At 74.0% G+C, this 26996-nt stretch carries 22 protein-coding genes; 9 read left to right on the top strand and 13 right to left on the bottom strand.

Annotated features, from left to right (window positions below):
• Both ACWD01_RS19750 and ACWD01_RS19745 read right to left on the bottom strand, forming a co-directional pair.
• Nucleotides 1-375, bottom strand: a 375-nt coding sequence (locus ACWD01_RS19750; protein ID WP_451163477.1) for a maleylpyruvate isomerase family mycothiol-dependent enzyme, incomplete at its 3' end; no start/stop codon positions are given.
• A gap of 91 nt (nt 376-466) precedes the next feature.
• The gene (locus ACWD01_RS19745; protein WP_451163501.1) at nt 467-2527 is read right to left on the bottom strand and encodes a HelD family protein; all 2061 of its coding nucleotides are present in this window, start codon (nt 2525-2527) and stop codon (nt 467-469) included.
• 316 nt (nt 2528-2843) lie between these two features.
• Here ACWD01_RS19745 and ACWD01_RS19740 point away from each other — a divergent pair, with 316 nt between their 5' ends.
• Nucleotides 2844-3032 (top strand): hypothetical protein, encoded by a 189-nt coding sequence (locus ACWD01_RS19740; protein WP_451163475.1) that lies wholly within the window; start codon nt 2844-2846, stop codon nt 3030-3032.
• Nucleotides 3033-3159: 127 nt separating this feature from the next.
• Here ACWD01_RS19740 and ACWD01_RS19735 read toward each other — a convergent pair whose 3' ends face one another.
• Nucleotides 3160-4815, bottom strand: coding sequence for a DNA repair helicase XPB (locus tag ACWD01_RS19735; protein ID WP_451163473.1), 1656 nt, complete (start codon nt 4813-4815; stop codon nt 3160-3162).
• A 152-nt stretch (nt 4816-4967) separates the two neighbouring features.
• Nucleotides 4968-7478: a helicase C-terminal domain-containing protein gene (locus ACWD01_RS19730; RefSeq protein WP_451163499.1), complete on the bottom strand. Its 2511-nt coding sequence runs from the start codon at nt 7476-7478 to the stop codon at nt 4968-4970.
• 75 nt (nt 7479-7553) lie between these two features.
• On the opposite strand from ACWD01_RS19730, the gene ACWD01_RS19725 reads away from it, so the two are divergent.
• Nucleotides 7554-8567 (top strand): hypothetical protein, encoded by a 1014-nt coding sequence (locus tag ACWD01_RS19725; protein ID WP_451163471.1) that lies wholly within the window; start codon nt 7554-7556, stop codon nt 8565-8567.
• Between the two features lie 179 nt (nt 8568-8746).
• Here ACWD01_RS19725 and ACWD01_RS19720 read toward each other — a convergent pair whose 3' ends face one another.
• The 4 genes from ACWD01_RS19720 to ACWD01_RS19705 all read right to left on the bottom strand — a co-directional run bounded on the left by ACWD01_RS19720 (nt 8747) and on the right by ACWD01_RS19705 (nt 12963).
• Nucleotides 8747-9727, bottom strand: coding sequence for an ABC transporter substrate-binding protein (locus ACWD01_RS19720; RefSeq protein ID WP_451163469.1), 981 nt, complete (start codon nt 9725-9727; stop codon nt 8747-8749).
• Between the two features lie 14 nt (nt 9728-9741).
• Nucleotides 9742-10566, bottom strand: coding sequence for an ABC transporter ATP-binding protein (locus tag ACWD01_RS19715; RefSeq protein ID WP_451163467.1), 825 nt, complete (start codon nt 10564-10566; stop codon nt 9742-9744).
• Nucleotides 10563-11633 (bottom strand): FecCD family ABC transporter permease, encoded by a 1071-nt coding sequence (locus ACWD01_RS19710; protein WP_451163465.1) that lies wholly within the window; start codon nt 11631-11633, stop codon nt 10563-10565. The genes ACWD01_RS19715 and ACWD01_RS19710 overlap by 4 nt, the downstream gene beginning before the upstream one ends.
• 319 nt (nt 11634-11952) lie before the next feature.
• Nucleotides 11953-12963, bottom strand: a complete 1011-nt coding sequence (locus ACWD01_RS19705) for a FecCD family ABC transporter permease (protein WP_451163463.1) — start codon at nt 12961-12963, stop codon at nt 11953-11955.
• Between the two features lie 98 nt (nt 12964-13061).
• Here ACWD01_RS19705 and ACWD01_RS19700 point away from each other — a divergent pair, with 98 nt between their 5' ends.
• Nucleotides 13062-13730 (top strand): HAD family hydrolase, encoded by a 669-nt coding sequence (locus tag ACWD01_RS19700; RefSeq protein ID WP_451163461.1) that lies wholly within the window; start codon nt 13062-13064, stop codon nt 13728-13730.
• Here the strand turns inward: ACWD01_RS19700 and ACWD01_RS19695 are convergent.
• Nucleotides 13700-13957, bottom strand: a complete 258-nt coding sequence (locus tag ACWD01_RS19695) for a hypothetical protein (RefSeq protein WP_451163459.1) — start codon at nt 13955-13957, stop codon at nt 13700-13702. The genes ACWD01_RS19700 and ACWD01_RS19695 overlap by 31 nt on opposite strands.
• 181 nt (nt 13958-14138) lie before the next feature.
• On the opposite strand from ACWD01_RS19695, the gene ACWD01_RS19690 reads away from it, so the two are divergent.
• Nucleotides 14139-14522 carry a cold-shock protein gene (locus ACWD01_RS19690; protein ID WP_451163457.1) on the top strand — a complete coding sequence of 128 codons (384 nt, stop codon included), beginning with the start codon at nt 14139-14141 and terminating at the stop codon, nt 14520-14522.
• A gap of 17 nt (nt 14523-14539) precedes the next feature.
• On the opposite strand, the gene ACWD01_RS19685 is transcribed toward ACWD01_RS19690, so the two are convergent.
• The 4 genes from ACWD01_RS19685 to ACWD01_RS19670 all read right to left on the bottom strand — a co-directional run bounded on the left by ACWD01_RS19685 (nt 14540) and on the right by ACWD01_RS19670 (nt 18245).
• Nucleotides 14540-15382 carry a 1,4-dihydroxy-6-naphthoate synthase gene (locus ACWD01_RS19685; RefSeq protein ID WP_451163455.1) on the bottom strand — a complete coding sequence of 281 codons (843 nt, stop codon included), beginning with the start codon at nt 15380-15382 and terminating at the stop codon, nt 14540-14542.
• Nucleotides 15379-16068 carry a futalosine hydrolase gene (locus tag ACWD01_RS19680; protein ID WP_451163453.1) on the bottom strand — a complete coding sequence of 230 codons (690 nt, stop codon included), beginning with the start codon at nt 16066-16068 and terminating at the stop codon, nt 15379-15381. The genes ACWD01_RS19685 and ACWD01_RS19680 overlap by 4 nt, the downstream gene beginning before the upstream one ends.
• 10 nt (nt 16069-16078) lie before the next feature.
• Complete coding sequence (locus ACWD01_RS19675) at nt 16079-16555, bottom strand: DUF2771 domain-containing protein (protein ID WP_356898413.1); 477 nt, start codon at nt 16553-16555, stop codon at nt 16079-16081.
• A gap of 337 nt (nt 16556-16892) precedes the next feature.
• Nucleotides 16893-18245, bottom strand: coding sequence for an MFS transporter (locus tag ACWD01_RS19670; protein ID WP_451163451.1), 1353 nt, complete (start codon nt 18243-18245; stop codon nt 16893-16895).
• Nucleotides 18246-18635: 390 nt separating this feature from the next.
• Here ACWD01_RS19670 and ACWD01_RS19665 point away from each other — a divergent pair, with 390 nt between their 5' ends.
• From ACWD01_RS19665 to ACWD01_RS19645, 5 genes are all read left to right on the top strand, one after another.
• Nucleotides 18636-19577 (top strand): DUF3027 domain-containing protein, encoded by a 942-nt coding sequence (locus ACWD01_RS19665; protein ID WP_451163449.1) that lies wholly within the window; start codon nt 18636-18638, stop codon nt 19575-19577.
• 638 nt (nt 19578-20215) lie between these two features.
• Nucleotides 20216-23341 (top strand): sacsin N-terminal ATP-binding-like domain-containing protein, encoded by a 3126-nt coding sequence (locus tag ACWD01_RS19660; protein ID WP_451163447.1) that lies wholly within the window; start codon nt 20216-20218, stop codon nt 23339-23341.
• Nucleotides 23342-23515: 174 nt separating this feature from the next.
• Entirely contained in the window at nt 23516-24724 is a 1209-nt protein-coding gene (locus ACWD01_RS19655; protein ID WP_451163445.1) for an NAD(P)/FAD-dependent oxidoreductase, read from the top strand.
• A 46-nt stretch (nt 24725-24770) separates the two neighbouring features.
• Entirely contained in the window at nt 24771-25688 is a 918-nt protein-coding gene (locus tag ACWD01_RS19650; RefSeq protein ID WP_451163443.1) for an RNA polymerase sigma-70 factor, read from the top strand.
• A gap of 140 nt (nt 25689-25828) precedes the next feature.
• On the top strand, nt 25829-26914 hold the full coding sequence (locus tag ACWD01_RS19645) for a DUF5937 family protein (RefSeq protein WP_451163441.1): 1086 nt from the start codon (nt 25829-25831) through the stop codon (nt 26912-26914).
• The last annotated feature ends 82 nt before the right edge of the window (nt 26915-26996 follow it).

Below are 26996 nucleotides of genomic sequence, written 5' to 3'. Positions count from 1 at the left end.
GGACAGGCCCAACGGCCGGCGGATGTCCTCGCCGTGGACGACCTCCTCCACGAGCCGGCTGTCGATCGGCGCCGGCGGGGTCGACTTCCGCGGCGCCGCCCGACGGAACCGCTCCAAGGTCTCCTCGGGCGTGGCGCCGCGCTCACGTTCCACCCCGCGGGCGTTCTGACGGTCGAAGTCGAACCGCGCCCGGGCCATGTCGGCCATGAAGCCGATCCGCGTCGTCCTGGCGGTGCCGACCAGATGGGCGACCACGTCGTGCACGGTCCACCCGGCACAGAGCGACGGCTGCTCCCACTGCCCGTCGTCGAGGCGTGCCAGGTCCTCGATCAGCGCCGCACGCTCCGCATGCACCATCGACCACACGTCGCCCATCACGGTTCTCCTTCATCGAGCCGAGCGTCCACCGCGTCCACCGCGTCCGGCAGAGAAGACCCGGGCGACGGCCGAAACTCATCGGACCGGGCTACGAGAGTTCCTGGGGAAGGGGTTCGGCGTGCAGGACCGTGAGGCCCGAGACCGCGCGGGTCAGGGCGACGTACAGGCGGCGCACGCCCGTGCGGCGGTCCGGTTCCGCGGCGACGACGGACGCGGGCTCGTCGAGGACCACGTAGTCGTACTCGAGACCCTTCGCCAGCGACGCCGGTACGAGCGTGAGGCGCGCCTCGGCGGTGGTCTCCTCGCCGGGGGCCAGGTACGGCAGGCCCGCCGACGTGAGGGCCGCCGCGAGCGCCGGGACGCGGGAGTCCGCCGCGATCAGGCCGATCGACCCCTCGTGCCGCAGCGACTCGGCGCAGGCGGCGACCACGGCCGCGTCGAGCCGGTCCGCGTTGGGCCCGTCCGCCGGCACGGCGCGTACCGCGAGCGAGCCGGGCGACTCGCGGACGGACGAGACCGGCGCCAGGCCCGGCGACATGTGCGGCAGCAGACGCGACGCGTACGCGATCACCTCGCGCGGTACGCGGAAACCGGCCGTCAGTTCCTCGACCGCCGCCTCGGGCTTGCCGAGATGCGCCAGGGCCTCCGCCCAGGACGCCGTGGCCCACGGCGTCGTGCCCTGCGCCAGGTCGCCGAGGACCGTCGCCGAGCCCGTCGAGCAGCGGCGGCCGACCGCCCGGTACTGCATCGGGGACAGGTCCTGCGCCTCGTCGAGGACGACATGGCCCAGTGACTGGGTGCGCCGGACCAGGTCCGTCACCTCGTCGATCAGCACAGCGTCCGCCGCCGTCCACTTCGCCGACCGCACGCTGCGCGGGGGCTTCGCGAGCAGGATCGTGGCCTGTTCCTCGGCGGACAGGACACCGTCCGCGTGCTCCGCGAGGAACTGCGCGTCGGACAGCAGCCGCAGCACGAGCTTCGCCGGGTCGACCGGCGGCCAGATCGCCTTGACCGCCGCCTTGACGGCGGCGTTCCGCGCGACCGAGTCCTGGACGCGGTCGTCCGGCGCCTCTCCGGACTGCTCCATGCGCACCAGCACGGTGTGCGCGATCCGCTGCGGGAGGGCGTCGCGGGCCGCCCCGTAGCGGATGTCCCGGTCCAGCAACTCGCGGACGATCTCCTCCAGTTCGTACGCCGGCACCCGCCAGCGCCGCGAGCCGCGCACCACGACCACCGGCTCCGTCGGGATCGTGACGTGCGAGCGGACCGCCCGCCGCAGGACCCGCGCCATCCTCGCGTCGCCCTTGACGACGGCCGCCGCGGCGGTGTCCGCGCCGCGTACTTCGACGTGCGCGACCAGGTCGTCCACCGTGGACTGCCGGACCTCCAGCTCGCCCAGCGCGGGCAGGACCTGCTCGATGTAGTGGAGGAAGGAACGGTTCGGCCCGATGACGAGCGTGCCGGTGCGGGCCAGCCGGTCCCGGTGCGCGTACAGCAGATACGCGACACGGTGCAGGCCGACGGCCGTCTTTCCGGTGCCGGGCCCGCCCTGCACACAGACCGTGCCGGACAGGCCGCTGCGGACGATCTCGTCCTGCTCGGGCTGGATCGTCGCGACGATGTCCCGCATCGGGCCGACGCGCGGCCGCTCGATCTCCGCCTGGAGAAGCCTCGACGTCTGCTCGGCCTCCGACGGGTCGGTGAGGTGCTCGTCCTCGTACGCGGTGAGGTCACCGGCCGTGTAGCCGAAGCGGCGGCGCAGGGCGACGTCCTGCGGGTCCTTGCGGGAGGCCCGGTAGAAGGGCTGGGAGACGGGGGCACGCCAGTCGATCACCATCGGGTCGCCCCCGGCGTCGTGGACGTGGCGGCGGCCGATGTAGAAGCGGCGGCCGTCCTGCGTGGTGGGCAGATAGTCCAGGCGGCCGAAGAAGAGCGGGGTGTGGGCGAGGTCGGCCAGCGCCTTGATGCGGTCCTCGATCTGCGACTGGAGGACGGCGGCGTTGACCCAGTTCGCGGTGACGTCCTTGATGTCGAGCGACTGGACGTCCTCCCGCATCGCCCGCAGGGCGGACCGGGACGCGGCGAGGTGCGCGCGTTCGCGGGCGAGCGGGTCGTCCCCGTCCGTGGCGGTGGTGGCGGCGGTGGACACGTCGGGTACAGGGGCGTGCGCGGGCACGGGTTGCCTCCGGCTAGCTGCGTGATCACGACATGGCGGACCGGCCGGTTTCCGTCCGGACGGCGGCGCTCCTCGAAGTCGTTCGAAGGAGGCGGGGAGGAACCCGGGCCGGGCCCGGGGCAAGCCCGCGATTCTAGTGGCGGCGGTGGAGGTGCGCGAACGGTTTTCCCCGGGGTTCCGGGGGTCCTCCCCGTAGGGGACTGGCTATGCCTGGAGTAGTACGCGGGCCGCCTCCCGGTTCACCCCGCAGCCCGATGCTCCGACGGGGTGACGAGCGCACCATGGACGCATGACCACTTTCGCCTCTGTCACCTCAGCGACGCACTCCCTGCCCGGCGCGACGGCGAGCGGTGCGGGCGGGCGCCCGCGGTGGCGGGTGGGAGGTGCGGTGCGGGCGGTGAAGGTTTTCGCGGGGGTCGTGTTCAGCGTGGCGGTGCTGGGGGAGTACGGGGAGGAGGCGGGGGTGCGGCGCCGTTGAGCCGGGGGCCTGTCCCCTACCCTCCCCCTACGGCCTGGCGGTCGTGGGAGGTGTCCCCACCCACGACCGCCAGGCCGTAGGGGGAGATTGAGGCCACCGCGCGAAGCGCGGCCCGCCCCCGCCCACCTCAGCGCACCGGGTCCTCGCCCGCCAGCAGGTCGTCCGAGTCGACGATGCGGTACGCGTACCCCTGCTCCGCGAGGAACCGCTGGCGGTGCGCCGCGAAGTCCTGGTCGATCGTGTCGCGGGCCACCACCGAGTAGAAGTGGGCCTTGTGCCCGTCCGCCTTGGGACGCAGGACGCGGCCCAGCCGCTGCGCCTCCTCCTGGCGGGAGCCGAACGTGCCGGAGACCTGGATCGCGATCGTCGCCTCCGGCAGGTCGATCGAGAAGTTCGCGACCTTGGACACCACGAGCACGCTGAGCTCACCCGTGCGGAACGCGTCGAAGAGCTTCTCGCGCTGGGAGTTCGGCGTCTCGCCCTTGATGACCGGCGCGTCCAGGTGCTCGCCGAGCTCGTCGAGCTGGTCGATGTACTGGCCGATGACGAGGATCTGCTGCCCCGCGTGCTTGTGCACCAGCTGCTCGGTGACCCGCCGCTTCGTCGCGGTCGTCGCGCAGTAGCGGTACTTCTCCTCCTGCTCCGCCGTCGCGTACGCGAGCCGCTCGGCGTCGGTCAGGTTGACCCGCACCTCGACGCAGTCCGCGGGGGCGATGTACCCCTGCGCCTCGATCTCCTTCCACGGCGCGTCGAAACGCTTCGGCCCGATGAGGGAGAAGACGTCCGACTCGCGGCCGTCCTCGCGCACCAGCGTCGCCGTGAGGCCGAGCCGGCGGCGGGCCTGGAGGTCGGCGGTGAACTTGAAGACCGGCGCCGGCAGCAGATGGACCTCGTCGTAGACGACCAGGCCCCAGTCGCGGGAGTCGAAGAGCTCCAGGTGGGGGTAGACGCCCTTCCGCCGGGTCGTCAGCACCTGGTAGGTGGCGATGGTGACCGGCCGGATCTCCTTCTTCGTACCGCTGTACTCGCCGATCTCGTCCTCGGTCAGCGAGGTGCGCTTCACCAGCTCGTGCTTCCACTGGCGGGCCGAGACGGTGTTGGTGACCAGGATCAGGGTGGTGGCCTTCGCCTCTGCCATCGCGCCCGCGCCGACCAGCGTCTTCCCCGCGCCGCAGGGCAGGACGACGACACCGGAGCCGCCGTGCCAGAAGCCCTCGACGGCCTGCTTCTGGTACGGGCGCAGGGCCCAGCCGTCCTCCGCCAGCTCGATCGGGTGCGCCTCGCCGTCGACGTAACCGGCCAGGTCCTCGGCCGGCCAGCCCAGCTTCAGCAGCGTCTGCTTGATCTGGCCGCGCTCGGAGGGGTGCACGGCGACCGTGTCGGGGTCGAGCCGCGTGCCGACCAGCGGCTGGACCTTCTTGGAGCGCAGGATCTCCTCGAGCACCGGCCGGTCGGTGGAGGTGAGGACCAGGCCGTGGGTGGGGTGCTTGGACAGGGTGAGCCGGCCGTAGCGGGCCATGGTCTCCGCGACGTCGACCAGCAGCGCGTGCGGCACCGGATAGCGGGAGAACTCGACCAGCGCGTCGACGACCTGCTCGGCGTCGTGCCCGGCGGCGCGCGCGTTCCACAGGCCGAGCGGGGTCACCCGGTAGGTGTGGATGTGCTCCGGCGCGCGCTCCAGCTCGGCGAACGGCGCGATGGCGCGCCGGCAGGCGTCGGCCTGCTCGTGGTCCACCTCGAGCAGGAGTGTCTTGTCGCTCTGGACGATGAGCGGTCCGTTCACGCCACACCCTTTCCCCGGGGTTCCCCTCGGGCTTTGCGTCGGGCCGGTCCGTCGGTCCGGGACACGGCCAAACAACCAGTGTCCCGCATCGCGCGCCGATCCGGGGAGTGCGAGGGCGTACGGATCACCGGCGGCTCACCGGCGGGGGCGGGTCAGCGGGCGTCGTCGGCGTCGTCGGCCAGTTCCGCCACGCCCGTGATGCGGTGCAGCGGATACGTCCGTACCTCGTCGGCGGTGTGGTCGTACGCCGTGACGAAACCGCCCTCGACGCGGACGGGCGCGATGACGCGCTGGCTGGCCGCGCCCTCCGCGTTGACGTAGCCGATCCAGATCGCGGAGCCGGTGAGCGCGGCGGCCTGGACGGTGGCCAGGGTCTCCGCCGGGGTCGTGCGCGGCAGCTCGCCCGGCTCCGGGCGGCCCTGTTCCGCGCCGCCCGGCTTGCGTACGACGGTGGCCGCCATGTCGCCCGCCCGGATCGCCTTCACGGCCGCGCCGAGCAGCGTCCCGTCCGGCACGGGCGGCCCCTCCGGTACGGGGGCGGGCGCGGCGCGCGGCGGGGTGCGGCGGGCGTGGGCGCGGGTGATCAGCACGTCGCCCTCCGCGGACTCGGCGGCCGGCGCGTACCCCATGGCGCGCAGCCCCTGCAGCAGCGTCCCCGGGTCGACCTGGGAGGCGAGGACGGTGGGCGCGATGCGGCGCAGGCCGAGGTCGTGGGAGCGCTTGTCGGCGAGGATCTCGCCGAGCATCGCGTCGTCGTCGCAGCGCACATAGGCCGACGCCGCGCCGATCCGCAGATGGCCGTGGCGGCGGGCGACGTCGTCGATGAGGTAGCTCAGCGGCTGTGGCACCGGCGTACGCGAGTGGGTGGCCAGGAAGGCGTGCAGGTCGGATGCGGACCGGCCGGCGTCGAGGGCGCGGCGCACCGAGCCGGGGGTGAAGCGGTAGACGGTCGCACCGCCCTTGGACTCGACGTCGGCGAGGACGGCGAGCGTCTCCGCGAGCGGCCGTTCCAGCGGGCCGGGGGCGACGGCGGTGAGGTCCGCCTGGAGGAGCACGTGGTCGAGGGGCTCCGGCAGCAGCGGGGCGAGCGCCTTGACCGCGCGGGCACGGCGGTCGGCGAGCGCCGCGTGGTCCGGGGGCGTGTGGTCCTCCGTGGCCGCGGGGGCGCCGGAGAGCAGCGCGCGGCCGTGCGTGGACAGCGCGCCCCGGCCGGTCACGCCGATCAGCTCCGCCTCCGACAGGGTCCACGCCGTGGCCATGGCCCGCAGATCCTTGCCCGCGCCGGGCGCCGCGCCGCCGCCCGTGCCGCCGCGCAGCGGCCGCTCCCAGCGCAGCCGGGCGAGCAGCGTCTCCGGGTCGGGGGCCGCGCCGGGGGGCAGCTCCGCCGCCAGCGCGAGGACGCGGTGGCGCACCTCCACGACGGCCGAGCGGTCCAGCTCCGGCCCGAGGGCGGAGAGCGTACGGCCCTTGGCGTCCTGGGTGCCGACGAGGCCGGGCGTTCGGGTCGCCGTCAACCAGGCGGTGGCCAGTTCACCCCACCGGTCCGCCGTCGGAAGCTCAAGCCACTCGTCGTACGCCGGCGTCGGCGCGTACCGCTCCTCCGCCTCCCCGTCCGCGGCCAGGAGGCCCGCGGCGTAGGCGAGTTCCAGCCAGAACGCGGCGAGCTGCTCGGTGGTGTCGAGCGCCGCGGCCGTCCGCTTGAGGTCCCGTACGGCCAGACCGCCGGCGCGCAGCACGGGAGGGCCGCCCTCGTGCCAGTCCTTCAGCAGGTCCTCGACGGTGGTCAGCGCCGTGAACGCCTGGCCGGCCGCCGTGCCGTCCACAGCCTGTGGACCGTGTTCGCGGGCCGGCGCGATCGCCGGCGGCGCCGGCTCCGGCACCCGGTGGGCCCGGCCCGCCCGCAGATGCAGCGCCGCCTCCCGAGGCAGCACGACCGTGCGCGCCGACGCGGGCAGCAGCAGTCCGCGGTCCCGCAGCCAGCGCACCGGCGGCGTCGGATCGGACGTCACCTCACCGTACGGAGGCCCCCACACCAGCCGGTCCAGCACCGCCAGCGCGTCCGGCGGGGCCGTGTCCAGCAGCGCCCCCATCCGCGTACGGTCCGTGAACAGCGACGTCAGCGCCGCGACGGCGGACACCGCGTCGTGCGTCGTCGGCAGCCCGGCCGCCGTCAGGATCTCCTGGATCCGGCCGGGCGACATGCCGCTCGTGGCCTCCGCGACGGTCGGGCCGAGACCCGTCGGCGAAGGGCGTGTCGGGGACGGTGCGAGCAGCTCGCGCGCCGTGCGCACCAGCCGCAGCCGGTCGTCCCCGCCCCACACCAGCGCCTGCCGGCGCAGCGTCTCGAGCGCCCCGGGCAGCGCCCGCTCGACGGCCGTGTCGCCGTCGTCGCCGGTCATCAGCGCCCGCAGCGTGTCGTACGGGGCCGGGTCGGGCGCCACCGCCAGCGCCTCGGCGGTCTGCAGGGCGAACCGGTCCAGCCGTTCCAGCGCCCGTACGACGGAGGCACGGGTGCCGGCGCGGGTCGCGAGCTGGGTGACGTCGTTCGGAACCGGGCTCAACAGATCGGGGCGGGCGCGCAGCAGCGCAGCCAACTCCTCGTCGTCGCGGGCGCGCAGCGCCTCCGCGAGGGTGCGCGGGCTGCTGCCGCTTCCTTCGGGCATGGTCCCCATCCGCCCCACGTTAGCCCCTGGAGCGCTACCGTCGGGGACGGGGCGGCCCGGGAAGGCGGGTGGCCCGTGGCCAGTGCAGGGGAACCGTCGGTGGGGATCGAGAGCGATCAGCTCGTCTACGACTATCTGAGCCGTGTCGGCGATCTGGCCCAGACGGCCCAGCTCCCGTCCGCCACGCGGATGCGGCTCGTGGCGACGCTGCGCAGCGAGATCGAGAAACAGCGCACGAAGTTCGGGGGCGACAGCCCGGCGGGCGTCCGCCGCATCCTGGGGCGGCTCGGTACGCCCGACGAGGTGGTGGCGTCGGCGGGCCGAGCGGCCGGTGCGGAGGACGACGCCGGCTCGTCGGAGGGGTCGCCGTCCCGTATGTCGCCGGCCGCGACCGCGTTGGCGCCGGAGCCCGAGCCGTCCGGCGGCGCGGTGCCGCGCCAGCGGGGATGGCGCCGGGTGCCCCGGCCCCGCGAGGCCGATGCGCCCCCGCGCGGGGCCGCGTCGCCGCCGCACCTGGCCGGCATGGACGAGCTGGGCCCCTCCGGCTCTGAGCCCGACTGGTGGCGTATCGACCCGGGGGCGATGGGCGCGAGCGACGGGGTGGCGGGGTTCGTCGGCGGGGTCGAGATCCCCGAGATACTGAAGCCGCCGTCGGAGCCGTCGGAGCCGTCGGAGACGTCGTCGACGGAGGATGAGGAGTCGGAGTCCGAGGAGGACGCCGGGAAGCGCCGGTGGTGGGCGACGGCGCGGGGCGGCCTCGGCAGCCCGTTGCTGTTGCTCGCCGCCGCGCTGCTCGTCGCGGGCGCCGTCCTCGGCTCGCTGATCCCCCTCGGCCTCGGCTGGCTCCTCGCGTACGCCTCCCGGCGGCTCTCCCGCACCGAGGCCAAGCTGGCCGTGTTCGGCATCCCCGGCACGGCGCTGGTTGCGGGGGCGCTGTGGCTGTGGGGCCGCGTGAACGACCACTGGGGCGAGACGATTCCCGAGGACGGGGTGCGGGACGCGCTGGCGGGGACGTGGCCGTGGGTGCTGAAGGGGGCGGCGGTGGGGTCGGCGGTGTTTCTGGTGTGGAGGGGGAGGCGGGGGCGCTGACGCCTGCGGCGGGCTTGTTCCCCCAACCCCGCCCCTTCCCGTAACCGAGGGCGCTGCCCCCGGACCCCCGCGCCTCAAACTCCCCCTACGGCCTGGCGGCCGTGGGAGGTGCCCCCAAGCGGGGCTGGATGTGCCCGGCCGGCGATTGAGGACACCGCGCGGAGTGCGGTTCCGACCCGTCAGTGGGTCAGGTGCGTCTGGAGCTCGGTCAGGATCTGGGTCGCGGCCGTGTAGCCGATGCCCTGGATCCAGACCTCGTCCTCCACGGCGAAGACCTTGTCGTTCTTCGCCGCCTTCATGTTCTTCCACAGCGCGCTGTCCAGCGTCTGCTTCTGCTTCGCCTTCTCCGGGTCGCCGTACGTCGAGTGGAAGACGACGTCCGCGTCCGCGAGGTCGATCTTCTCGGGGCTCACGTCGTACGAGAAGCCGTCCGTGGCCTTGTCGGTGATGGCCGGGCGGCCCAGGCCGACGTCCGCGAGGATCGTGGAGATGTAGTTCTGCTTGCCGTAGATGCGGATGTCCGCGCCCTCGACGAAGCGGACGACGTTGACCTCCGTCGCCGCCGCCTTCTCCTTGCCGCCGAGCGCCTCGGTGACCTTGCCGGTCTGTGCCTCGTACGCGGCGACGGCCTTCTGCGCCTCCGCCTTCTTGCCGAGGGCGTCGGCGTGGATCTGGAAGTTCTCCTTCCAGGGGTGGCCGGTGGTCTCGGTCATCACCGTCGGCGCGATCTTCTTCAGCTCCGAGTACTTGTCGCCGTGGCGGATCTTGCTGGTGAGGATCAGGTCGGGCTTGAGCGCGGCGATGGCCTCCAGGTTCGGCGTCATCATCTCGCCGACGTCCTTGATGCCCTCGAGCTGCTCCTTGGGCAGGTAGGGCAGGAAGCCCGACTCGGTGCCGGCGTGCGTGGCGCCGACGGGCTTCACGCCCAGGGTGATCGCCGAGTCGAGCTCCGCGGTGTCGAGCACGACGACCCGCTTCGGTGCGTCGGGGACCTCGACGTCGCCCATGGCCGTCTTCACCGTGTGGGTGCTGTCGGTCCCGGTCTTCTTGTCGGAGGAGCCGGTGGCGTCGTCGTTCGTACCGCAGCCGCTCAGCGCCATCGCGGCGGTGAGGGCGAGGGAACCGGCGAGGAGACCGCGGCGGTGAAGGGTGTTGCTCATGGACAGGGAACCTTTCAGGCTGACTGCGGGGTGGACATGGGGGCTTGGGATGCGGGGGCGTACGGGGCTCCCGGCACGACGAGCGGCGATCCGGTCACCGGGTCGGGCACGACGACCGACTCCATGCCGAAGACCTCGCGGACCAGTTCGGCGGTGACGACGTCGTCCGGACGCCCCTCCGCGACGATCCGGCCCGCCTTCATGGCGACGAGATGGTCGGCGTAGCGGGCGGCCTGGTTGAGGTCGTGGAGGACGGCGACGACCGTGCGGCCACGCTCGTGGTTCAACTGGCGCACCAGGTCGAGCACCTCGACCTGGTGCGCGATGTCGAGGAACGTCGTCGGCTCGTCCAGCAGCAGCAGATCGGTCTCCTGCGCGAGCGCCATCGCGATCCACACGCGCTGCCGCTGGCCGCCGGACAGCTCGTCGACGGGCCGGTCGGCGAGCGCGGTGACGTCCGTACGCTCCATGGCGTCCGTCACCGCGCGCTCGTCCTCCTGCGACCACTGCTGCCACCAGTGCTGGTGCGGCTGGCGGCCGCGGGCGACGAGGTCGGCGACGGTGATGGCCTCCGGCGCGGCCGGGGACTGCGGCAGCAGACCGATCGACTGGGCGATCTTCTTCGTCGGGATCTTCGCGAGCTCCGCGCCGTCGAGGAGGACCGCCCCGCTCTTGGGCCTCAGCAGTCGGCCGAGGGCGCGCAGTGTCGTCGACTTGCCGCAGGCGTTCGGGCCGACGATGACCGTGACCCGCCCGTCGGGCACGGCCAGGTCGAGGTCGTGCACGACGGTGCGGTCGTCATAGGCGAGCGTCAGCTCGCGGGCCGTCAGCCTGCTCACGACTTTCCTCCAGCGGTTCGGCTACGGATGATCAGCCAGATCAGGTACGGGGCGCCGATGGCGGCCGTCAGCACGCCCACCGGCAGTTCGGTGGGCGAGAACACCCGGCGGGCCGCGAGGTCGGCGACGACGACGATCACCGCGCCGAGCAGCGCGGAGCACAGCAGCGGGATCTGCGCGGTACGGGTCATCCGGCGCGCGATCTGCGGCGCGAGCAGCGCCACGAAGTCGACGGGGCCGGCGGCGCCGGTCGCGATCGACGCCAGGACGACGCCGAGCAGCACCAGCCCGAGCCGCAGCCGGCCGAGCCGTACGCCGAGGGAGGTCGCCGTGTCGTCGTCCATCGACACGGTCCGCTGGGCGCGGGCCGCCCACAGCACGGCGGGCAGCAGCACCAGCAGCGTCCAGCCGAGCGGCGCGGCCTCGTCCCAGCCGCGGCCGTTCAGCGAACCGGTCATCCAGATCTGCGCCTGCTGGGCGACGAGGTAGTCGCCCTTCGTCATGAACAGCGTGGTGATCGAGCGGAGTGCGATCGCGAAGCCGATGCCGATGAGCACGAACCGGGTCGCGTGCAGTCCGCCGCGCCAGGCGAAGACGTACACCAGCGCGGCGGCGAGGATGCCGCCGGCGACGGACAGGTAGGGCAGGAAGGTGTACGAGGTGACGCCGAAGGTCAGCGCGCCCACGGTCACCGCGCTCGCGCCCTGGCTGATGCCGATGATGTCGGGGCTGGCGAGCGGGTTGCGCGCGACGGTCTGGATCAGCGCGCCCGCGACGCCGAACGCGGCGCCGACGAGCAGCCCGAGGACCATGCGCGGCAGGCGCAGCGTCCCGACGACGAGTTCGTGCGGCGACGGCTGCCCGAAGACGACCTTCAGGACGTCGCCGGGCGGGACGAAGCTCTCGCCGACGCAGAGGTACGCGACGCAGGCCGCCGCGAGTACGGCGGTGAGGCCGAGGGCGACGCCGGCGGCGCGGCGGTGCAGCAGGAAGCTGGCGCGGCCGCGGGCGGGGCGGACGAGGGTGTACCCGGCGGGGCGGACGGGGGTGACGCTCTCAGCGCTCATGCGGCGCCCTCCTCGTGTACGTGCCGCCGCGTGGCCGTTCCTCTCCCTCTCCCGGGCCCGGGACGCCAGTCCCGGGCTCCGCCCGGACCCGGTACCGCGCTGCGCGCGGTGTCCTCAATCGCCGGACGGGCTTGGGTTGCTGTCGCGTGGCCATGTCGTCCGGCGGGCCGGGTTCGCGGGGCGGGCCGACTCTGCCCGCCGGGCCGGGTTTCGCTGCGCGTCGCAGCGTCGTCGGGGACATTCAGCCCCGCCGGCATTTGAGGCGCGGGGGTCCGGGGGCCGAGCCCCCGGAATACGGCCCGGCGCGCGAGGGAGAGCGTCACGCCGGCACCGCCTTGCGGCGGACCAGGGCCACCAGGAACGGGACGCCGATGAGTGCCGTCATCACGCCCGCCGGGACCTCGCTCGGCGGGAAGACGATGCGGCCGATCACGTCGGAGACGAGCAGCATCACCGGCCCGATGAGCGCCGCCATCGGCAGCACCCACCGGTGGTCGCTGCCGACGATCGCGCGGGCGATGTGCGGGACCGCCAGGCCGATGAAGGCGATCGGGCCGGCGGCCGCCACCCCCGCGCCCGTGAGCACCGTCGCGCCGACGCCGCCCACGATCCGTACCGCGGCGACGTTCTGCCCGAGGCCCTTCGCGACGTCCTCGCCGAGGGCCAGCGCGTCCAGGCCGCGGGCCACCGCCACCACCAGTACGGCGCCGACCAGTAGGAACGGCCAGATCTGGCCCACTACTTCCGCGTCGCGCCCGGCGACCGAGCCGACCTGCCAGAAGCGGAACTCGTCCAGCGCGGCCGCCTTCGTGGTCAGGACGCCCATCGTCACCGACACCAGCAGCGCGTTGATCGCCGCGCCGCTGAGGGCCAGTTTGACGGGCGTCGCGCCGCCGCGGCCGCGGGCCGCGATCGCGTAGACGGCGACCGAGGCGACGGCCGCGCCGGCGAAGGCGAACCAGACGTACCCCGTCAGCGTGTGCACGCCCGCGAAGGCGATGGCGAGGACCACGCCGACCGAGGCGCCCTGGCTGATGCCGAGGATGCCGGGGTCGGCGATCGGGTTGCGGGTGATGCCCTGGAGGGCCGTGCCGGCGAGCGCCAGGGCCGCGCCGACCATCAGGCCGATCAGGGTGCGCGGTACGCGCAGTTCGCGGACGACTTCGGCGTCGGCGCTGTGCCCGCCGTTCAGCACGGCGTCGAGGACGGTGGTCGGGGCGACCGAGCGAGCCCCGACGGCGAGGCTGAGCAGCACCGCGAACAGCAGGGCGGCGACGGCGGCGGCCGTCCACCCGATGCGGCGGGCAGCGAGCGCGCGTCTGGCTGACATGGGCACCAATCGGAGGCAGGGGACCGGCAAGGTTGGTAAGGCTTGGCTAAGTCTAGGCGTCCGAAAATGCGTGCCCACGGGTGGGCACAATGAGCCCCATGGCTCCTCACCCCGCCCCGCGCCCGCCGGCCCCCGGCCGGACCACCGGACTCACCGTCGGGTTCGACCTCGACATGACGCTCATCGACTCACGGCCCGGCATCCACGCCGCCTACCGCGCCCTGTCCGCCGAGACCGGCGTATGGATCGACGCGGACCTGGCCGTCACGCGTCTCGGGCCGCCGCTGGAGCAGGAGTTGGCGCACTGGTTCCCCGACGAGCGGATCCAGGAGATGGCCGACCGGTACCGCGAGATGTACCCGGTCCACGCGATCGGGCCGACGCCCGCGATGCCCGGCGCGCACGCGGCCGTGGCGGCCGTACAGGAGCTCGGCGGGCGCGCGATCGTCGTCACGGCCAAGCACGAGCCGAACGCCAAGCTCCACCTGGCGCACCTCGGCATCGCGCCCGACGAGACGATCGGCTGGCTGTGGGCGGAGGCCAAGGCGGAGGCGCTGAGCGAGCACGGGGCGAGCGTGTACGTCGGCGACCACATCGGCGACGTACGGGGCGCACGTCTCGCCGGCGTGCTGTCGGTGGCGGTGCCGACCGGGCCCTGCGACGCGGACGAACTGCGGGCGGCGGGCGCGGACGTGGTCCTGACGGACCTGACCGCGTTCCCGGCGTGGCTGCGTTCCTACGCGGCCGACCGGCTGGATCCGGCCTGACGCCGCTGCGCGGCGATCGACCGCAGCACGCCGGCCGCGGCGACGAGGAACCCGACGCCCATCAGCATGCTCACCAAGTACGCGACGGTCGGAAAGGGCTCGGTGCCCAGGAACAGCGGCGCCACCGTCACCAGGGTGGCCACCGCGCCGACGATGAAGACGATCGCACCGGCGCGCACCAGCCCGTCACCCGGGGCGGGCGCGGCGGCGGGAGGAGTAGCAGTCATTCGGCCAGGGTAGTTCCCTTGCGCACGGGAACGGATCGGGGACGTCTTGTCACCAGCCTCTGGACCATTAGCCTTGGGGGTGGCGGGTCAGGCGACCCGCTGTAGTGCTATCAACAGCCGTTTTTCGGCGGACCGACTTGCGGTGCCCCAGCGCCCAACGAGTACGAGGACGAGGACAGACGTGCCTACCGGCAAGGTCAAGTGGTTCAACAGTGAGAAGGGCTTCGGCTTTCTCTCCCGTGACGACGGCGGCGACGTCTTCGTGCACTCCTCCGTGCTCCCGTCCGGAGTCGAGGCCCTGAAGCCGGGCCAGCACGTCGAGTTCGGCGTGGTGGCCGGCCAGCGCGGCGACCAGGCGCTGTCCGTGACCCTGCTCGACCCGGCCCCGTCCGTCGCGGCAGCCCAGCGGCGGAAGCCCGACGAGTTGGCGTCCATCGTGCAGGACCTCACGACCCTGCTGGAGAACATCACGCCGATGCTGGAGCGCGGCCGCTACCCCGACAAGGTGCACGGCGCGAAGATCGCCGGCCTGCTGCGCGCGGTGGCCGACCAGATGGACGTCTAGGCGCTGCTCGCGCGAAGTCACACGAACGAGAGAGCATCCGGGCCGAGGGGCGGTACGAGCCCCTCGGCCGCGGCGCGTGTCAGCAGCCCGCGCACGGCCGCGTAGCCGTCGGCGCCGAGGTCGGCCGTGAACTCGTTGACGTACAGCCCGATGTGCTGGTCCGCGACCGCCGGGTCCATCTCCTGCGCGTGTGCGAGCACATACGGGCGGGAGACCTCCGGGTCGTCCCAGGCCATCCGGACCGAGGTGCGCGCGGACTCGGCGAGCAGCCGCAGCGTCTCCTCGCCCAGCGACCGCTTGGCGATGATCGCGCCGAGCGGGATCGGCAGCCCGGTCACCGACTCCCAGTGCTCGCCCATGTCGGCGAGGCAGTGCAACCCGTAGTCCCGGTACGTGAAACGGGCCTCGTGGATGACGAGCCCGGCGTCGACCCTGCCGTCGCGCACGGCCGGCATGATCTCGTGGAACGGCATCACGACGACCTTGCCGACGCCCTCGGGGACGACGTCCGCCGCCCACAGCCGGAACAGCAGATACGCGGTCGACCGCTCGCTCGGCACCGCGACGGTCTTCCCCGCCAGGTTGGCCGCGCCCGCCTCCCGGGTGAGCACGAGGGGGCCGCAGCCGCGGCCCAGCGCGCCGCCGCACGGCAGCAGCGCGTACTCGTCCAGCACCCACGGGAGCACCGCGTACGACACCTTCAGCACGTCGTACTCGCCGCGCTCCGCCATGCCGTTCGTGACGTCGATGTCCGCGAACGTCACGTCCAGCGCCGGTGCGCCGGGGACCCTGCCGTGGGCCCAGGCGTCGAAGACGAAGGTGTCGTTCGGGCACGGCGAGTACGCGATCCGCAGCGTCACGGTTGCTCCTGGAGTACGGGTACGAGCTGGTGGAACGCCCGGCTCAGCGCGGCCAGCGCGTCACCGATGCGCCAGGCGGCACGGTCCCGGGGGCCGACGGCGTTGGAGACCGCGCGTATCTCGACGACCGGCACCCCGTGCGCGGCGGCGGCCTCCGCGACACCGAAACCCTCCATGGCCTCCGCAGCGGCCCGCGGATGCCGGGCCGCGAGCTCGGCGGCGCGGGCGGCGGAGCCGGTGACGGTCGACACGGTCAGCACCGGCGCGTGGACGGCGCCCACGGTCTCGGCGACGAGCGCCGACAACCCGGCCGGTGACGGGTGGACCGTACGGCCGAAGCCGAGCGCGTCGACGGGCAGATAGCCGTCCGGGGTCTCGGCGCCGAGATCGGCGGCGACGACGGAGTCGGACACGACGAGGGAGCCGACGGGCGCGTGCGGCGGGAAGCCGCCGCCGATGCCGGCGGAGACGACGAGGCCGTACGGGGCGTCCGCCACGGCGAGGGCGGTCGCCGTGGCCGCGGCGGCGGCCGCGGGGCCGACGCCGCCGACGAGGACGTCGTAGGCGGGGGTGCGGGTCAGCACGTAGCCGCCGGGCAGGGGTACGTCCGTGCCCGTGTCCGTGTCCGCTTCCGCGATGACGGCGGCGGCCTCGGCCGCCACCGCGGTCACGACCAGCACGCGCACGGCGTCGCCCCTACTCCTTCACGAACTCGAAGTTCCAGATGCCGACGACCTTCTTGCCCTTGGTCTCCATGACGCTGACGGCCGTCTTGGTCGTCGGCTCGCCGGTCATCGAGGAGAAGAAGGCGTTGCCCGGAATGGTCCGGTACGTCTTCTTGAACGGCTCCTGCTCCACCGGCTGCGCGCCGAAGAGCAGGGTCCAGCCGTTGTCCGCGATCTCCGGGTCGACGCCCATGCGGACCTTGTCGTCCATGGCGACCTTGACGGTCTCCGTCGGCTTCTTGGTCAGGCAGTCCTGGATCTCGGACTCCTTGATGGCCTCACCGTCGTTGTAGCAGGCGGCCTCCGCGTGGATGGAGTCCGAACCGATGGTCACCGTGACGAGCGGCGTCGGCTTGTCGCAGGCGGAAAGGACGAGGAGCCCGGCGGACACGGCACCGAGAGCGGCAGCGGCCCGGCGGCGCTTGCCCGAGAAGAACGCAACGGTCATGAGCCGAAGGCTATCGGGCGCGCTCCGCCCAGCCACGCGGGGGTACACGGCGCGGCGCTCTTTCGGTGCGCTCCGCCCCCGAACCGGGCCCGCGCCTCAATCGCCGGCGGGGCGGGGTGCGGCCGGGCAACTCAAGCCCGGCCGGCGTTTGAGGCCACCGCGCGGAGCGCGGTACCGGGTCCGGGCGGAGCCCGGCCCGCCCGCCCCCCGCGGGGCGTATCGGGGTCCGGGGCCTGCCCCGGTTTCGGGAAGGCGGGGGTCCCCCCGCGGCCGCCAGGCCGCAGGGGGAGGGTAGGGGAACACGCCCGCCGCAGGCGCCACGCGCACCCGCACGCGCCTACGCCACCCGCGCCCTCGGCGTCCCCGGGCGGTGGCGCGCCGCCGTCAGGAGGCCGTGGAAGGACGCCGCCGCCCCCGCCGCGAGCAGGCACGCCGCCACCGACATCCCCAGCGTCCCGTTCAGCGGCAGCACGATGCCGATCGCACCCCCCACCACCCACGCCATCTGCAACAGCGTCTCCGAGCGTGCGAACGTCGACGTCCGGACCTGTTCCGGGACGTCGCGCTGGATCATCGCGTCCAGGGACAGCTTCGACAGCGCCTGCGACAGCCCCGCCATCGCGCCCAGCACCGCCACCATGCCCGTGCCGAAGAAGACCGCCGCCGTGATGGCCGCCCCCAGGACCAGGGTCACCATCGTGACGATGATCGCCTCCGGGGCCCGGGCCTTCAGCCACGCGCCGATCGCCGTGCCCAGCGCGTTCCCCGTGCCGGCCGCGACGCCGACCATCGCCAGGGAGACCGCCGCGGACTGGCCGGGAAGCGGATGCTCGCGCAACAGGAACGCGAGGAAGAAGATCAGGAACCCGGACAGCGCGCGGTGCGCCGCGTTCGCCTGGAGGCCGTACAGCACCGAGGGGCCGACCGTACGCAGGGTCGGCTTCTTCTCGCCGTGCGCGATCACCTGGACCGGCGTCTCGCCCTTCGCCGAGTCGACCTTGTGCGGCATCGTGAAGGCCCAGTACGTACCCAGGATGAACAGCACGCACGCCCCGTACAGCGGCCACTGCGGCCCCACCTGCTGCAGCCCGATCCCGATGGGCGCCGCGATGCCGGTCGCGAGCAGGCCCGCGAGGGTCACCCGTGAGTTCGCCTTGACCAGGGAGAAGCCCGGTGGCAGCAGCCGTGGCACGACGGCGCTGCGGACCACCCCGTACGCCTTGGAGGACACCAGCACGGCCAGTGCCGCCGGGTACAGCTCCAGGCTGCCCGTCGCGACGGCACCCGACAGCATGAGCGCCAGCAGTACGCGCGCGAGCATCGCGCCCGCCATGGCCGCGCGGCGGCCGTGCGGGATGCGGTCGAGGAGGGGGCCGATCACCGGGGCGAGCAGGGTGAAGGGCGCCATGGTGATGGCCAGGTAGAGCGCGACCCGGCCGCGCGCCTCGTCGGTCGGTACGGAGAAGAAGACCGTGGACGCCAGCGCCACGGTGATCATGACGTCGCCCGCGCCGTTCACCGCGTGCAGTTCGATGAGTTTCCCGAGACCGGACTCGCCCGCGCCGTGCGCGTGGGTCGCCTTGCGGATGCCGCGGGCGGTGCCCGTGAAGGGCAGATGCAGCGCGCGGCCGACCGCCCGGCCCGCCTTGCGGACCGGGCCGTCGGCTTCGGACGACCTTGCGGCTGCCACCCCGTCATAGTGCCCCAAGCCCTGCCGTCCCGAACCGAGATCCGGGCGCCGGCGTGCGGCGTGTTTCCTTCTTGCCGTGTGCGCGGGGGCCCGTCCGGAGCGGTCGTGCGGCGGCTCCGCCGCTGTCGGTTCGTCCCGTGTTGGGACGGGCAGGTGGGCGGCAGGCGTAGGAAGGGGTAGCGTGCGTAGCGCGCCACCGGCGGTTGTTCTCGGCCGCGCGCCTCTTCGGCATCCCGCAGAATGGATGACGTTAGGTGTGCCCGGGATCTGGACGGTCCGGGCGTGCGGACGTCGATGCGGCCCTCTGGTCCGCTCCGTGCGCCGCCCTCACCCGTACCTCTTCATCGGCCGAGCGCATCCGTGAGACGGCGTAGGAGAGAAGCGAGACTAGTGAGTGCTGCGACGACGCGAAGCCGTACCCCCGACCGCCTGTGCGCCGAGGCGGTAGACCTCGCCAGGAATGCCGCGGAGGAAGCGGCCGCACCCGGGGTGGTCGGAGAGCATGTGTCGCTCGTCTCCGAAGGGGACCGGGTCGTCACGCACTTCTTCGAGTGCCGGGAGCCGGGCTACCGGGGCTGGCGCTGGGCCGTGACCGTGACCCGTGCGTCCCGCGCGAAGCAGGTCACGCTCGACGAAACCGTCCTGCTGCCCGGGCCCGACGCGCTGCTGGCTCCCGAGTGGGTGCCGTGGAGCGAGCGGCTGCGGCCCGGTGACATGGGGCCCGGCGACCTGCTGCCGACCGAAGCCGACGACCTGCGGCTGGAGCCCGGCTACACCGGCGAGGACGAGCCCCCGCCGAACTCGGTCCTCGCCGAGCACCCGCCGTCGCACGACCTGGTCGAGCGGGTCGAGGCGGAGGACGCGGAGCTCACGGACCGCCGGCCGGCGGTCGAGGCCGCGACGAGCAGCGGCCGCGGCCAGGTCGCGGCGCTCGCCGAGGAACTGGGCATGCGCCGGGCGCGCGTGCTGTCCCGCTACGGGCTGCACACGGCGGCCGACCGCTGGGAGGAGTCCTACGGCGCGAAGACGCCCATGGCGCAGGCGGCGCCGGCGTCCTGCGTCTCCTGCGGCTTCCTGACGCCGCTCGGAGGCTCGCTGCGGCAGGCCTTCGGCGTGTGCGCGAACGAGTTCTCGCCGGCGGACGGGCATGTGGTGTCCCTGGCGTACGGGTGCGGCGGGCACTCGGAGGCGGCCGTCATGCCGAAGCCGCCGGTGCCGGCGCCGCCGGTGCTGGACTCGATGGCGGCGGACGAGTTCGTCCTGCGGCCGGTGCGGGACGAGGGCTCCGTCCCGACGGAGCCGGACGGGTCGGAGGACCTGGGGCACTCGTAGGAGAGCGCGGCGCGGTTGCCGCCTGCGGCGGGCTGTTCCCCTCCCCTTCCCGAACCGGGGCAGGCCCCGGATGACCCCGTACCGCCCTCCGGGCGGCAGGTGGCGGCTCCGCCCGTGGGCCCAGTGCCGCTGAGTGGGCGGGCCCGGGCTTCGCGCGGTGGCCTCAATCGCCGGCCGGGCTTGATTTGCCGCTGCGCGGCAATCCAGCCCGCCGGGCAACTCAAGCCTCGCCGGCGATTGAGGCGCGGGGTTCGGGGCAGCACCCCGACGAGACGGGCCGGCTCCCACCCCCTGCGGGCGTTTGGGCGCGGGGGCGTGCGGCCCGGCAACTTCAGCCTCGCTGGGGCACCTCCCACGGCCGCCAGGCCGTAGGGGGAGTTTGAGGCGCCGGGTTCGGGGCGGAGCCCCGACATGACCGCCGCACCCAGCCCCGCCGGCGTTTGAGGCGCAGGGCTCGGGGCAGCGCCCCGACAAGCCCGGCCACACCCAGCCACCGACCCCGTTCCGGGACACCCGGAACCCACGCGGGCGTCAGCCCGGCTCCGTACGCGGTACCTTCGGGCGCATCGGCACTCGGCGGCCGCCGACCCCCGTAGCCGACGAGAGACAAGCGACCAGCGTAGAGAGCGGAGCACAGCGTGAGCGTCAGGACGACCGAGTGGGCCGACCCGTTCGGGACGGCGCGGCTGCGGCGCGGTGTGCTCGACGCGTGGGGGGCCAGTCCCGCCCGTTTCCGGGAGGACGCGAACGCCGAGGAGGACCTCGCCCTCGGCGGCTACCGCGACCGCCTCGTCGTGGAGCTCGCCCAGAACGCCGCGGACGCCGCCGCCCGCGCCGGTGTCCCCGGGCGGCTGCGGCTGACGCTGAGCGGTACGACGCTCGCGGCCGCGAACACCGGCGCCCCCCTGGACGCCACCGGGGTCGAGTCGCTGAGCACCCTGCGCGCGTCCGCGAAACGCGAGGGGCACGAGGCGGCCGTCGGCCGGTTCGGTGTCGGGTTCGCCGCCGTGCTGGCCGTCAGTGACGAGCCCGCCGTGCTCGGCCGCCACGGCGGCGTGCGCTGGTCGCTGGCCGAGGCCAGGGAGCTGACCGCGCAGGTGGCGAAGGTCAGCCCCGGACTCGGCGACGAGCTGCGCCGCCGGGACGACCACGTACCGCTGCTGCGGCTCCCGCTGCCCGCGGAGGGCACCGCGCCGGAGGGCTACGACACGGTCGTGGTGCTGCCGCTGCGCGACGGCGCCGCCGTCGACCTCGTGGAGCGGCTGCTCGCCGGGATCGACGACGCGCTGCTGCTGACCCTCCCCGGCCTCGCCGAGATCGTCGTGGAGACCCCCGGCGCCACCCGCGTGCTGAAGCGCTACGAGCAGGAGCCGTACGTCCGCGTCGAGGACAGCGTGCACGGCGAGCGCCGCTGGCGGGTCGTCAGCCACGGGGGCGCGATCGAGCCGGCGCTGCTCGCGGACCGGCCCGTGGAGGAGCGGCTGCGGCCGCACTGGGCGGTCACCTGGGCGGTGCCCGTCGACGACGAGGGCGCACCCGTCCGGCCGCTCACCCAGCCCGTGGTGCACGCGCCGACCCCGACCGACGAACCCCTCGGCGTACCGGCGCTGCTCATCGCGTCGCTGCCGCTGGACACGACCCGGCGCCACCCGGCCCCCGGGCCGCTGACGGACTTCCTGGTGGAGCGGGCGGCCGACGCGTACGCCGAACTGCTCGGCGCCTGGCAGCCGGTGTCGACCGGGGTGATCGACCTGGTGCCCGGCCCGCTGGGCAAGGGCGAGCTGGACGGGATGCTGCGGGCGGCCGTCCTGGCGCGCCTGCCGCGTACCGCGTTCCTGGCGGCGGCCGTCCCGCGGGACGTGTCCGACGAGGACACCGGCCTGCCGGACCGCGTGACCACCGGCGGCCTGCGCCCCATCGAGGCGGAGGTGCTGGAGGGCGCGGGCACGGACACCGTGCGCGTGCTGGCCGAGGTGATGCCGACGCTGCTGCCCGCCGGGCTCGAACGCCGGGTGGAGCTGCGCACGCTGGGCGTGGCGCGGGTGCCGCTGACCGAGGCGATCGACCGCCTGGCCGGTCTGGAACGCGAACCGGCCTGGTGGCGGCGGCTCTACGACAGCCTCGCCGGCGTCGACCCGGACCGCCTGTCCGGTCTGCCGGTGCCGCTGACCGACTCCCGTACGGCCATCGGCCCCCGCCAGACCCTGCTCCCGCTGGCCGACACCCCGGCGGACCTGGCCCGGCTCGGGCTGAAGGTGGTCCATCCGGACGCGGCCCATCCGCTGCTGGAGAAGCTGGGCGCGCTGCCCGCCACCCCCCGCGCGGTCCTGACGACGCCCCAGGTGCGGGCGGCGGTCGCCGCGTCGCTCGACGAGGGCGAGATCTGGGACGAGGACGCGGACTCGCTCGACGCGGAGGAGCTGGCGGAGACGGTTCTCGCCCTGGTCAGGGAGGCCGAGCTGGAGCCGGGCGACGAGCCGTGGCTCGGCGCGCTGGCGCTGCCCGACGAGGACGGCGAGCCGGCCCCGGCCGGTGAACTGGTCCTGCCCGGCAGCCCGTTCGCATCGGTGATGCGCGAGGGCGAACTGGCCCTGTGCGACGCCGAACTGGCCGAGCGGTGGGGCGAGCAGCCCCTCGCCGCCTGCGGCGTCCTCGCCAACTTCGCCCTGGTGCGCGCCACCGACGTCGTCCTCGACCCGGACGAGATCGAGCCGCGCGACGGGGACTTCGCGGAGCCCGACGACGCGGGTCTGCTGGACGCGGTCGACGTGTGGTGCGAGGACGTCCTCGACCGGCTCCCCGACACCCCGGTGCCGCCGGTCGCCACGGAGATCGTCGCCGTGCGCGACCTGGACCTGGTGGACGACGACCGCTGGCCGCAGGCGCTCGCGCTGCTCGCCCAGCCGCCGCTGCGGGACGCGCTCACCCAGAACGTACGGGTCCTGCTGCCCGACGGCACGACCGAGACCGTCCGCCCCTACACGGCGTGGTGGCTGCGCGACCACCCGGTGCTCGACGGCCGCCGTCCGGCGGGCCTGCGCGCGTCGGGCGCGGACCCGCTGCTGGAGGGCCTGTACGAGACGGCCGACACGACCGGCTTCGAGGACGCGCAGGTGCTGCACGCGCTCGGCGTCCGTACGTCCGTGGCCGCGCTCCTCGACGAGCCGGGCGGCGCGGCGGAGCTGCTGTCCCGACTGGCCGACCCGGAACGCGAAGTGGCGGGCCGTCAGCTCCACGCCCTCTACACCGCTCTCGCCGACATGGACCCGGACCAGGTCACCCTTCCCGACGAGTTGCGCGCGGTCGTGGACGGCGAGGTGCGGGTCGTCGACGCCGCCGACGCGGTCGTCGCCGACACTCCCGACCTGCTGCCCCTGACCGCCGGGCTTCCGCTGCTGCCGGTGGCCCCGACCCGGGCCGACGATCTGGCGGAGCTGTTCCAGGTCCGCCGGCTGAGCGAGACCGTCGAGGCGGACGTCACGACCGAGGGCGAGGAGCACGACGTCCCGGAGTCCGTCCGCGTCCTGCTGGGACCGGCCACCCCTGCCTCGTACGTCGAGCACGACGAGCTGATCGCGGGCGGCACCGAGCTGGACTGGCGCCGCACCCCCGACGGCGTGCTGCACGCCGCGACCCTGGAGGGCGTGGCGGCGGGCCTGGCCTGGGCGGCGGGCCAGTGGCCGCGCCGCTTCGAGGTGGCGGCGCTGCTGGAGGACCCGTCGCGTACGGACGAGCTGGCACGGGACCGCTGGTTCGACGCGTAGGCCGTGCGGGGCCCGGGGCCGCGCGTAGGCCGTGCGGGGCACCCGGCCGCGCGTAGCACGTGCGGGGCTCTGGGCGCCGGCGGCATCCGTGGAGTGATCTGCGTCATGCCGTGTCACAGGATCCGGTCGCGCGGTGTCTTGATGTCGAACCGCTCAAGAAGCGAAGGAGACACCATGACCGCGAACACCGATGTCGTCGTGATCGGCGGCGGATACTCGGGCGTGATGGCCGCCAACCGTCTGACGCAGCGCGACGACGTGACAGTGACCCTGATCAACCCGCGTCCGTCCTTCGTCCACCGGATCCTGCTGCACCAGCTGGTGGCCGGGTCCGGTGACGCGGTCGTCGACTACCGGGAGGTCCTGGCCGAGGGGGTCCGGCTGGTGGTCGACACCGTGACGCGGATCGACGCGGCCGGGCGCGGCGTGACCCTGGCGTCCGGCGGGACGGTCCGCTACGACTACCTGGTCTACGCGGTGGGCAGCGGCAGCGCCGACCCGCGTGTGCCCGGAGCGGCCGAGTTCAGCCACCCGGTCGCCACCCTGGAGGACGCGCAGCGGCTGCGGTCCGTCCTCGACGGCGTACCCGCGTCGGCCCCGGTGACGGTGGTCGGAGCCGGTCCGACCGGTATCGAGACCGCCGCCGAGCTGGCGGAGGCCGGCCGTGCCGTGACCCTGGCCTGCGGAGGGGAACTCGGCCCGTATCTGCACCCCCGTGGCCGGCGCTCGGTGGCCGGGCGGCTGGCCAAGCTCGGTGTGACCGTGCTCGACGGGCCCGACTCGCTGGTGACGGCGGTGACCCGCCGTTCCGTACGGCTCAGTGGCGGCCGCGAGCTGCCGAGCGACGCGACCGTCTGGACCGCCGGATTCGGTGTGCCGGACCTGGCCGCGCGCAGTGGACTGAGCACCGACGCCCTGGGCCGACTGCTCACGGACGAGACGCTGACCAGCGTGGACGACGAGCGCGTCATCGCGGCCGGGGACTCGGCGGCGCCGTCCGACCTGCCGCTGCGGATGAGCTGCCAGGCCGCGATGCCGCTGGGCGCGCGGGCCGCCGACACGGTGCTCAGCCGCGTCGCGGGTGAGCGGCCCGCGCCGCTGCACCAGTCGTTCGGCGCCCAGTGCATCAGTCTGGGCCGGCGCGACGGCATCTTCCAGTTCGCCAACCGGTCCGACGTCGCGGTGCCGTTCAAGATCGACGGCCGTCCGGGCGCGAAGCTCAAGGAGCTCGTGTACAAGATCGTCGTCAAGCACCTGGCGGAGGAGGCGCACAAGCCCGGCGGGTACAGCCTGCACCGCGCCTCGGGAGGCGCCGCCAAGCGCCGGCAACTGCTGGAGGCCCACCGCGGCAAGGCGCCGGCCACCGCCGAACAGGCGGCCTAGGCCCGGCATCACCCTCGCAACGCCCGCATTCCAGGAGGTATCGGCCATGAACGAAGGCGTCAGTCCCGTCGGCGACCGCGCCCCCGACCCGGCCACCGAGGCTTTCGTCGCCCACCGCAATCTGCTCTTCACGGTCGCCTACGAGATGCTCGGATCGGCGGCCGACGCGGAGGACGTCCTCCAGGAGACCTGGCTGCGGTGGGTCAAGGTCGATCTGGAGCAGGTGACCGACCAGCGTGCCTACCTGGTCCGGATCACGACCCGGCAGGCGCTCAACCGGCTGCGCACGATGAAGCGCCGCAAGGAGGCGTACGTCGGGTCCTGGCTGCCCGAGCCGCTGCTCACCGCGCCGGACGTGGCCGAGGACGTCGAGCTCGCCGAGAGCGTGTCGATGGCGATGATGCTCGTCCTCGAAACGCTGTCGCCGACCGAGCGCGCCGTCTTCGTGCTGCGCGAGGTCTTCGACGTCGGCTACGACGAGATCGCGGCCGCCGTCGACAAGACCCCGGCGGCCGTCCGCCAGATCGCCCACCGCGCCCGCCGGCACGTGGACGCCCGCCGACCCCGTGAGGCGGTGTCCCCGAGCGAGACCCGGGCGGTCCTGGACTCGTTCCAGCGCGCCATCGAGACCAGGGACCTGCAGGGTCTCCTCGACGTACTCGCGCCGGGCGTCGTCCTGGTGGGCGACGGCGGCGGCGTCAAGCGGGCCGCGCCGCGGCCGGTCATCGGCGCCGACAAGGTGGCCCGCTTCGGCCTCGGCGGCCTGGGCAAGACCAAGGGCGTGATCACCTGCGAGCCCACCCTGGTCAACGGCAACCCGGCACTCGTCGTGCGGCTGGACGGCGAGATCGACGGCGTCATGGCGATGCGCGTCGAGGACGCCCGCATCACCGGTCTCTACTACGTCCGCAACCCGGAGAAGCTGACCCGCGTCGAGTCCGAGACGGCGCTGACCCTGCGGTGACGACCGGCGGCGGCTCGGCCTGCGGGACCGGCCGCCGGGACCGGCCCCCTGCCTTCGGCCGCCGGGCCGGGCGCGCCGCCGGTTGACGGGCATCGTCAACCGGCGGCGGCGCCGGCCGGCCCGTCGGCGATGCTGTGGGGGTGACCCTGAGGATCGACATCAGCGGCCTGCCGTCCGAACGGCTGCGGTTCGCCGCCTCCCCGCTGGCCGAGCTGACCGCGATGCTGCACGTGCTGGCCGAACCCGGGCATCACCCGGGGCTCGCGGGCTGGGCCGCGGACGTCTGGGCCGGGCTGCGGCCGGAGTTGGCCGAGCGGTTGCGGGAGGCGGAGTTCCTCTGGCGTTCCTCACAGGCCGACTTCCTGCTCCCCGCCCGGCCCCGTCCCACCCTCGCCGAGGAGTTGGACGACGTGGACCGGATCGACGACGACACGTACGCGACCGCCGCGCTCGGCACCACGTGCGGCGGCAACCGGGTCCGCCTCGCCGCGCAGTCGCCGCTCACCGACCCGACCGCGCGCGAGCGGGCCCTGGAACTGGCCCAGGCCCGCGGCGCGCGGCAAGAGGCCTTCGCGGAACGGCTGCTCGCGGACCCGGCGGCGGTACGGGCGCGGGTGCGCCACACCCTCGAACAGTGCGCCGACGCCTTCTTCGACGCCGCCTGGGCGGACGTCGCCGTGCGTCTCGCCACCGACCTGCGCCTGAAGAACGACCTGCTGAAGCACCAGGGCCTCGGCGCGGCGCTCGCGTCGGTCTCCGGCGCGGTCACCCTGGCGCCGGACGGCGACTGCCTCGTCGTCGACAAACTGCAGGACAAGGCGACCGCCGCGCACGGCGCCGGAGTCACGTTCATCCCCAGCGTCTTCGGCAGCCCGCACCTGGTCGTGGTCCACGCGCCCGGGTGGCAGCCGGTGGTGCAGTACCCCGTGACCGAGCCGAGCCCGTCCGAGCCGGCGTCGCTCGAAACGGTCACCCTGCGGCTCGAGGCCCTCGCGCACCCGGTACGGCTGCGGCTGCTGCGCACCCTGGCCCGCGGCCCCCACACCACCAGAGAGCTGGCCCATTCCTGGGAACTCACGCCCCCGGAGGTCTCCCGCCACCTCGCCGTCCTGCGCCGCGCGGGGCTGCTCACGGCCCGGCGGCACGGCCGTTACGTCCGCCACAGCCTCAACCTGCCGGACCTCGCGGCGCTGGGGACCGACCTGGTGGCGGCCGTACTGCGCTGAGCAGCCTCGTCGTGCCCGTACTTGCGAGGGAATCGCACCTGGTCACAGGGCGTATGACGGTGGTAGCCGCAATGTGATTCCT

The sequence above is a fragment of the Streptomyces sp. NPDC002835 genome, from assembly GCF_053591995.1.
This window is presented reverse-complemented; position numbering and strand designations above follow the sequence as displayed.

Bases quoted from the DNA above. Each gene is read 5' to 3' on its own strand.
- ACWD01_RS19740 (WP_451163475.1), top strand. From the start codon at position 2,844: ATGACCACTTTCGCCTCTGTCACCTCAGCGACGCACTCCCTGCCCGGC.
- ACWD01_RS19650 (WP_451163443.1), top strand. From the start codon at position 24,771: ATGAACGAAGGCGTCAGTCCCGTCGGCGACCGCGCCCCCGACCCGGCC.
- ACWD01_RS19730 (WP_451163499.1), bottom strand. From the start codon at position 7,478: ATGCCCGAAGGAAGCGGCAGCAGCCCGCGCACCCTCGCGGAGGCGCTG.
- ACWD01_RS19695 (WP_451163459.1), bottom strand. From the start codon at position 13,957: ATGACTGCTACTCCTCCCGCCGCCGCGCCCGCCCCGGGTGACGGGCTG.
- ACWD01_RS19720 (WP_451163469.1), bottom strand. From the start codon at position 9,727: ATGAGCAACACCCTTCACCGCCGCGGTCTCCTCGCCGGTTCCCTCGCC.
- ACWD01_RS19700 (WP_451163461.1), top strand. From the start codon at position 13,062: ATGGCTCCTCACCCCGCCCCGCGCCCGCCGGCCCCCGGCCGGACCACC.
- ACWD01_RS19705 (WP_451163463.1), bottom strand. From the start codon at position 12,963: ATGTCAGCCAGACGCGCGCTCGCTGCCCGCCGCATCGGGTGGACGGCC.
- ACWD01_RS19710 (WP_451163465.1), bottom strand. From the start codon at position 11,633: ATGAGCGCTGAGAGCGTCACCCCCGTCCGCCCCGCCGGGTACACCCTC.
- ACWD01_RS19655 (WP_451163445.1), top strand. From the start codon at position 23,516: ATGACCGCGAACACCGATGTCGTCGTGATCGGCGGCGGATACTCGGGC.
- ACWD01_RS19675 (WP_356898413.1), bottom strand. From the start codon at position 16,555: ATGACCGTTGCGTTCTTCTCGGGCAAGCGCCGCCGGGCCGCTGCCGCT.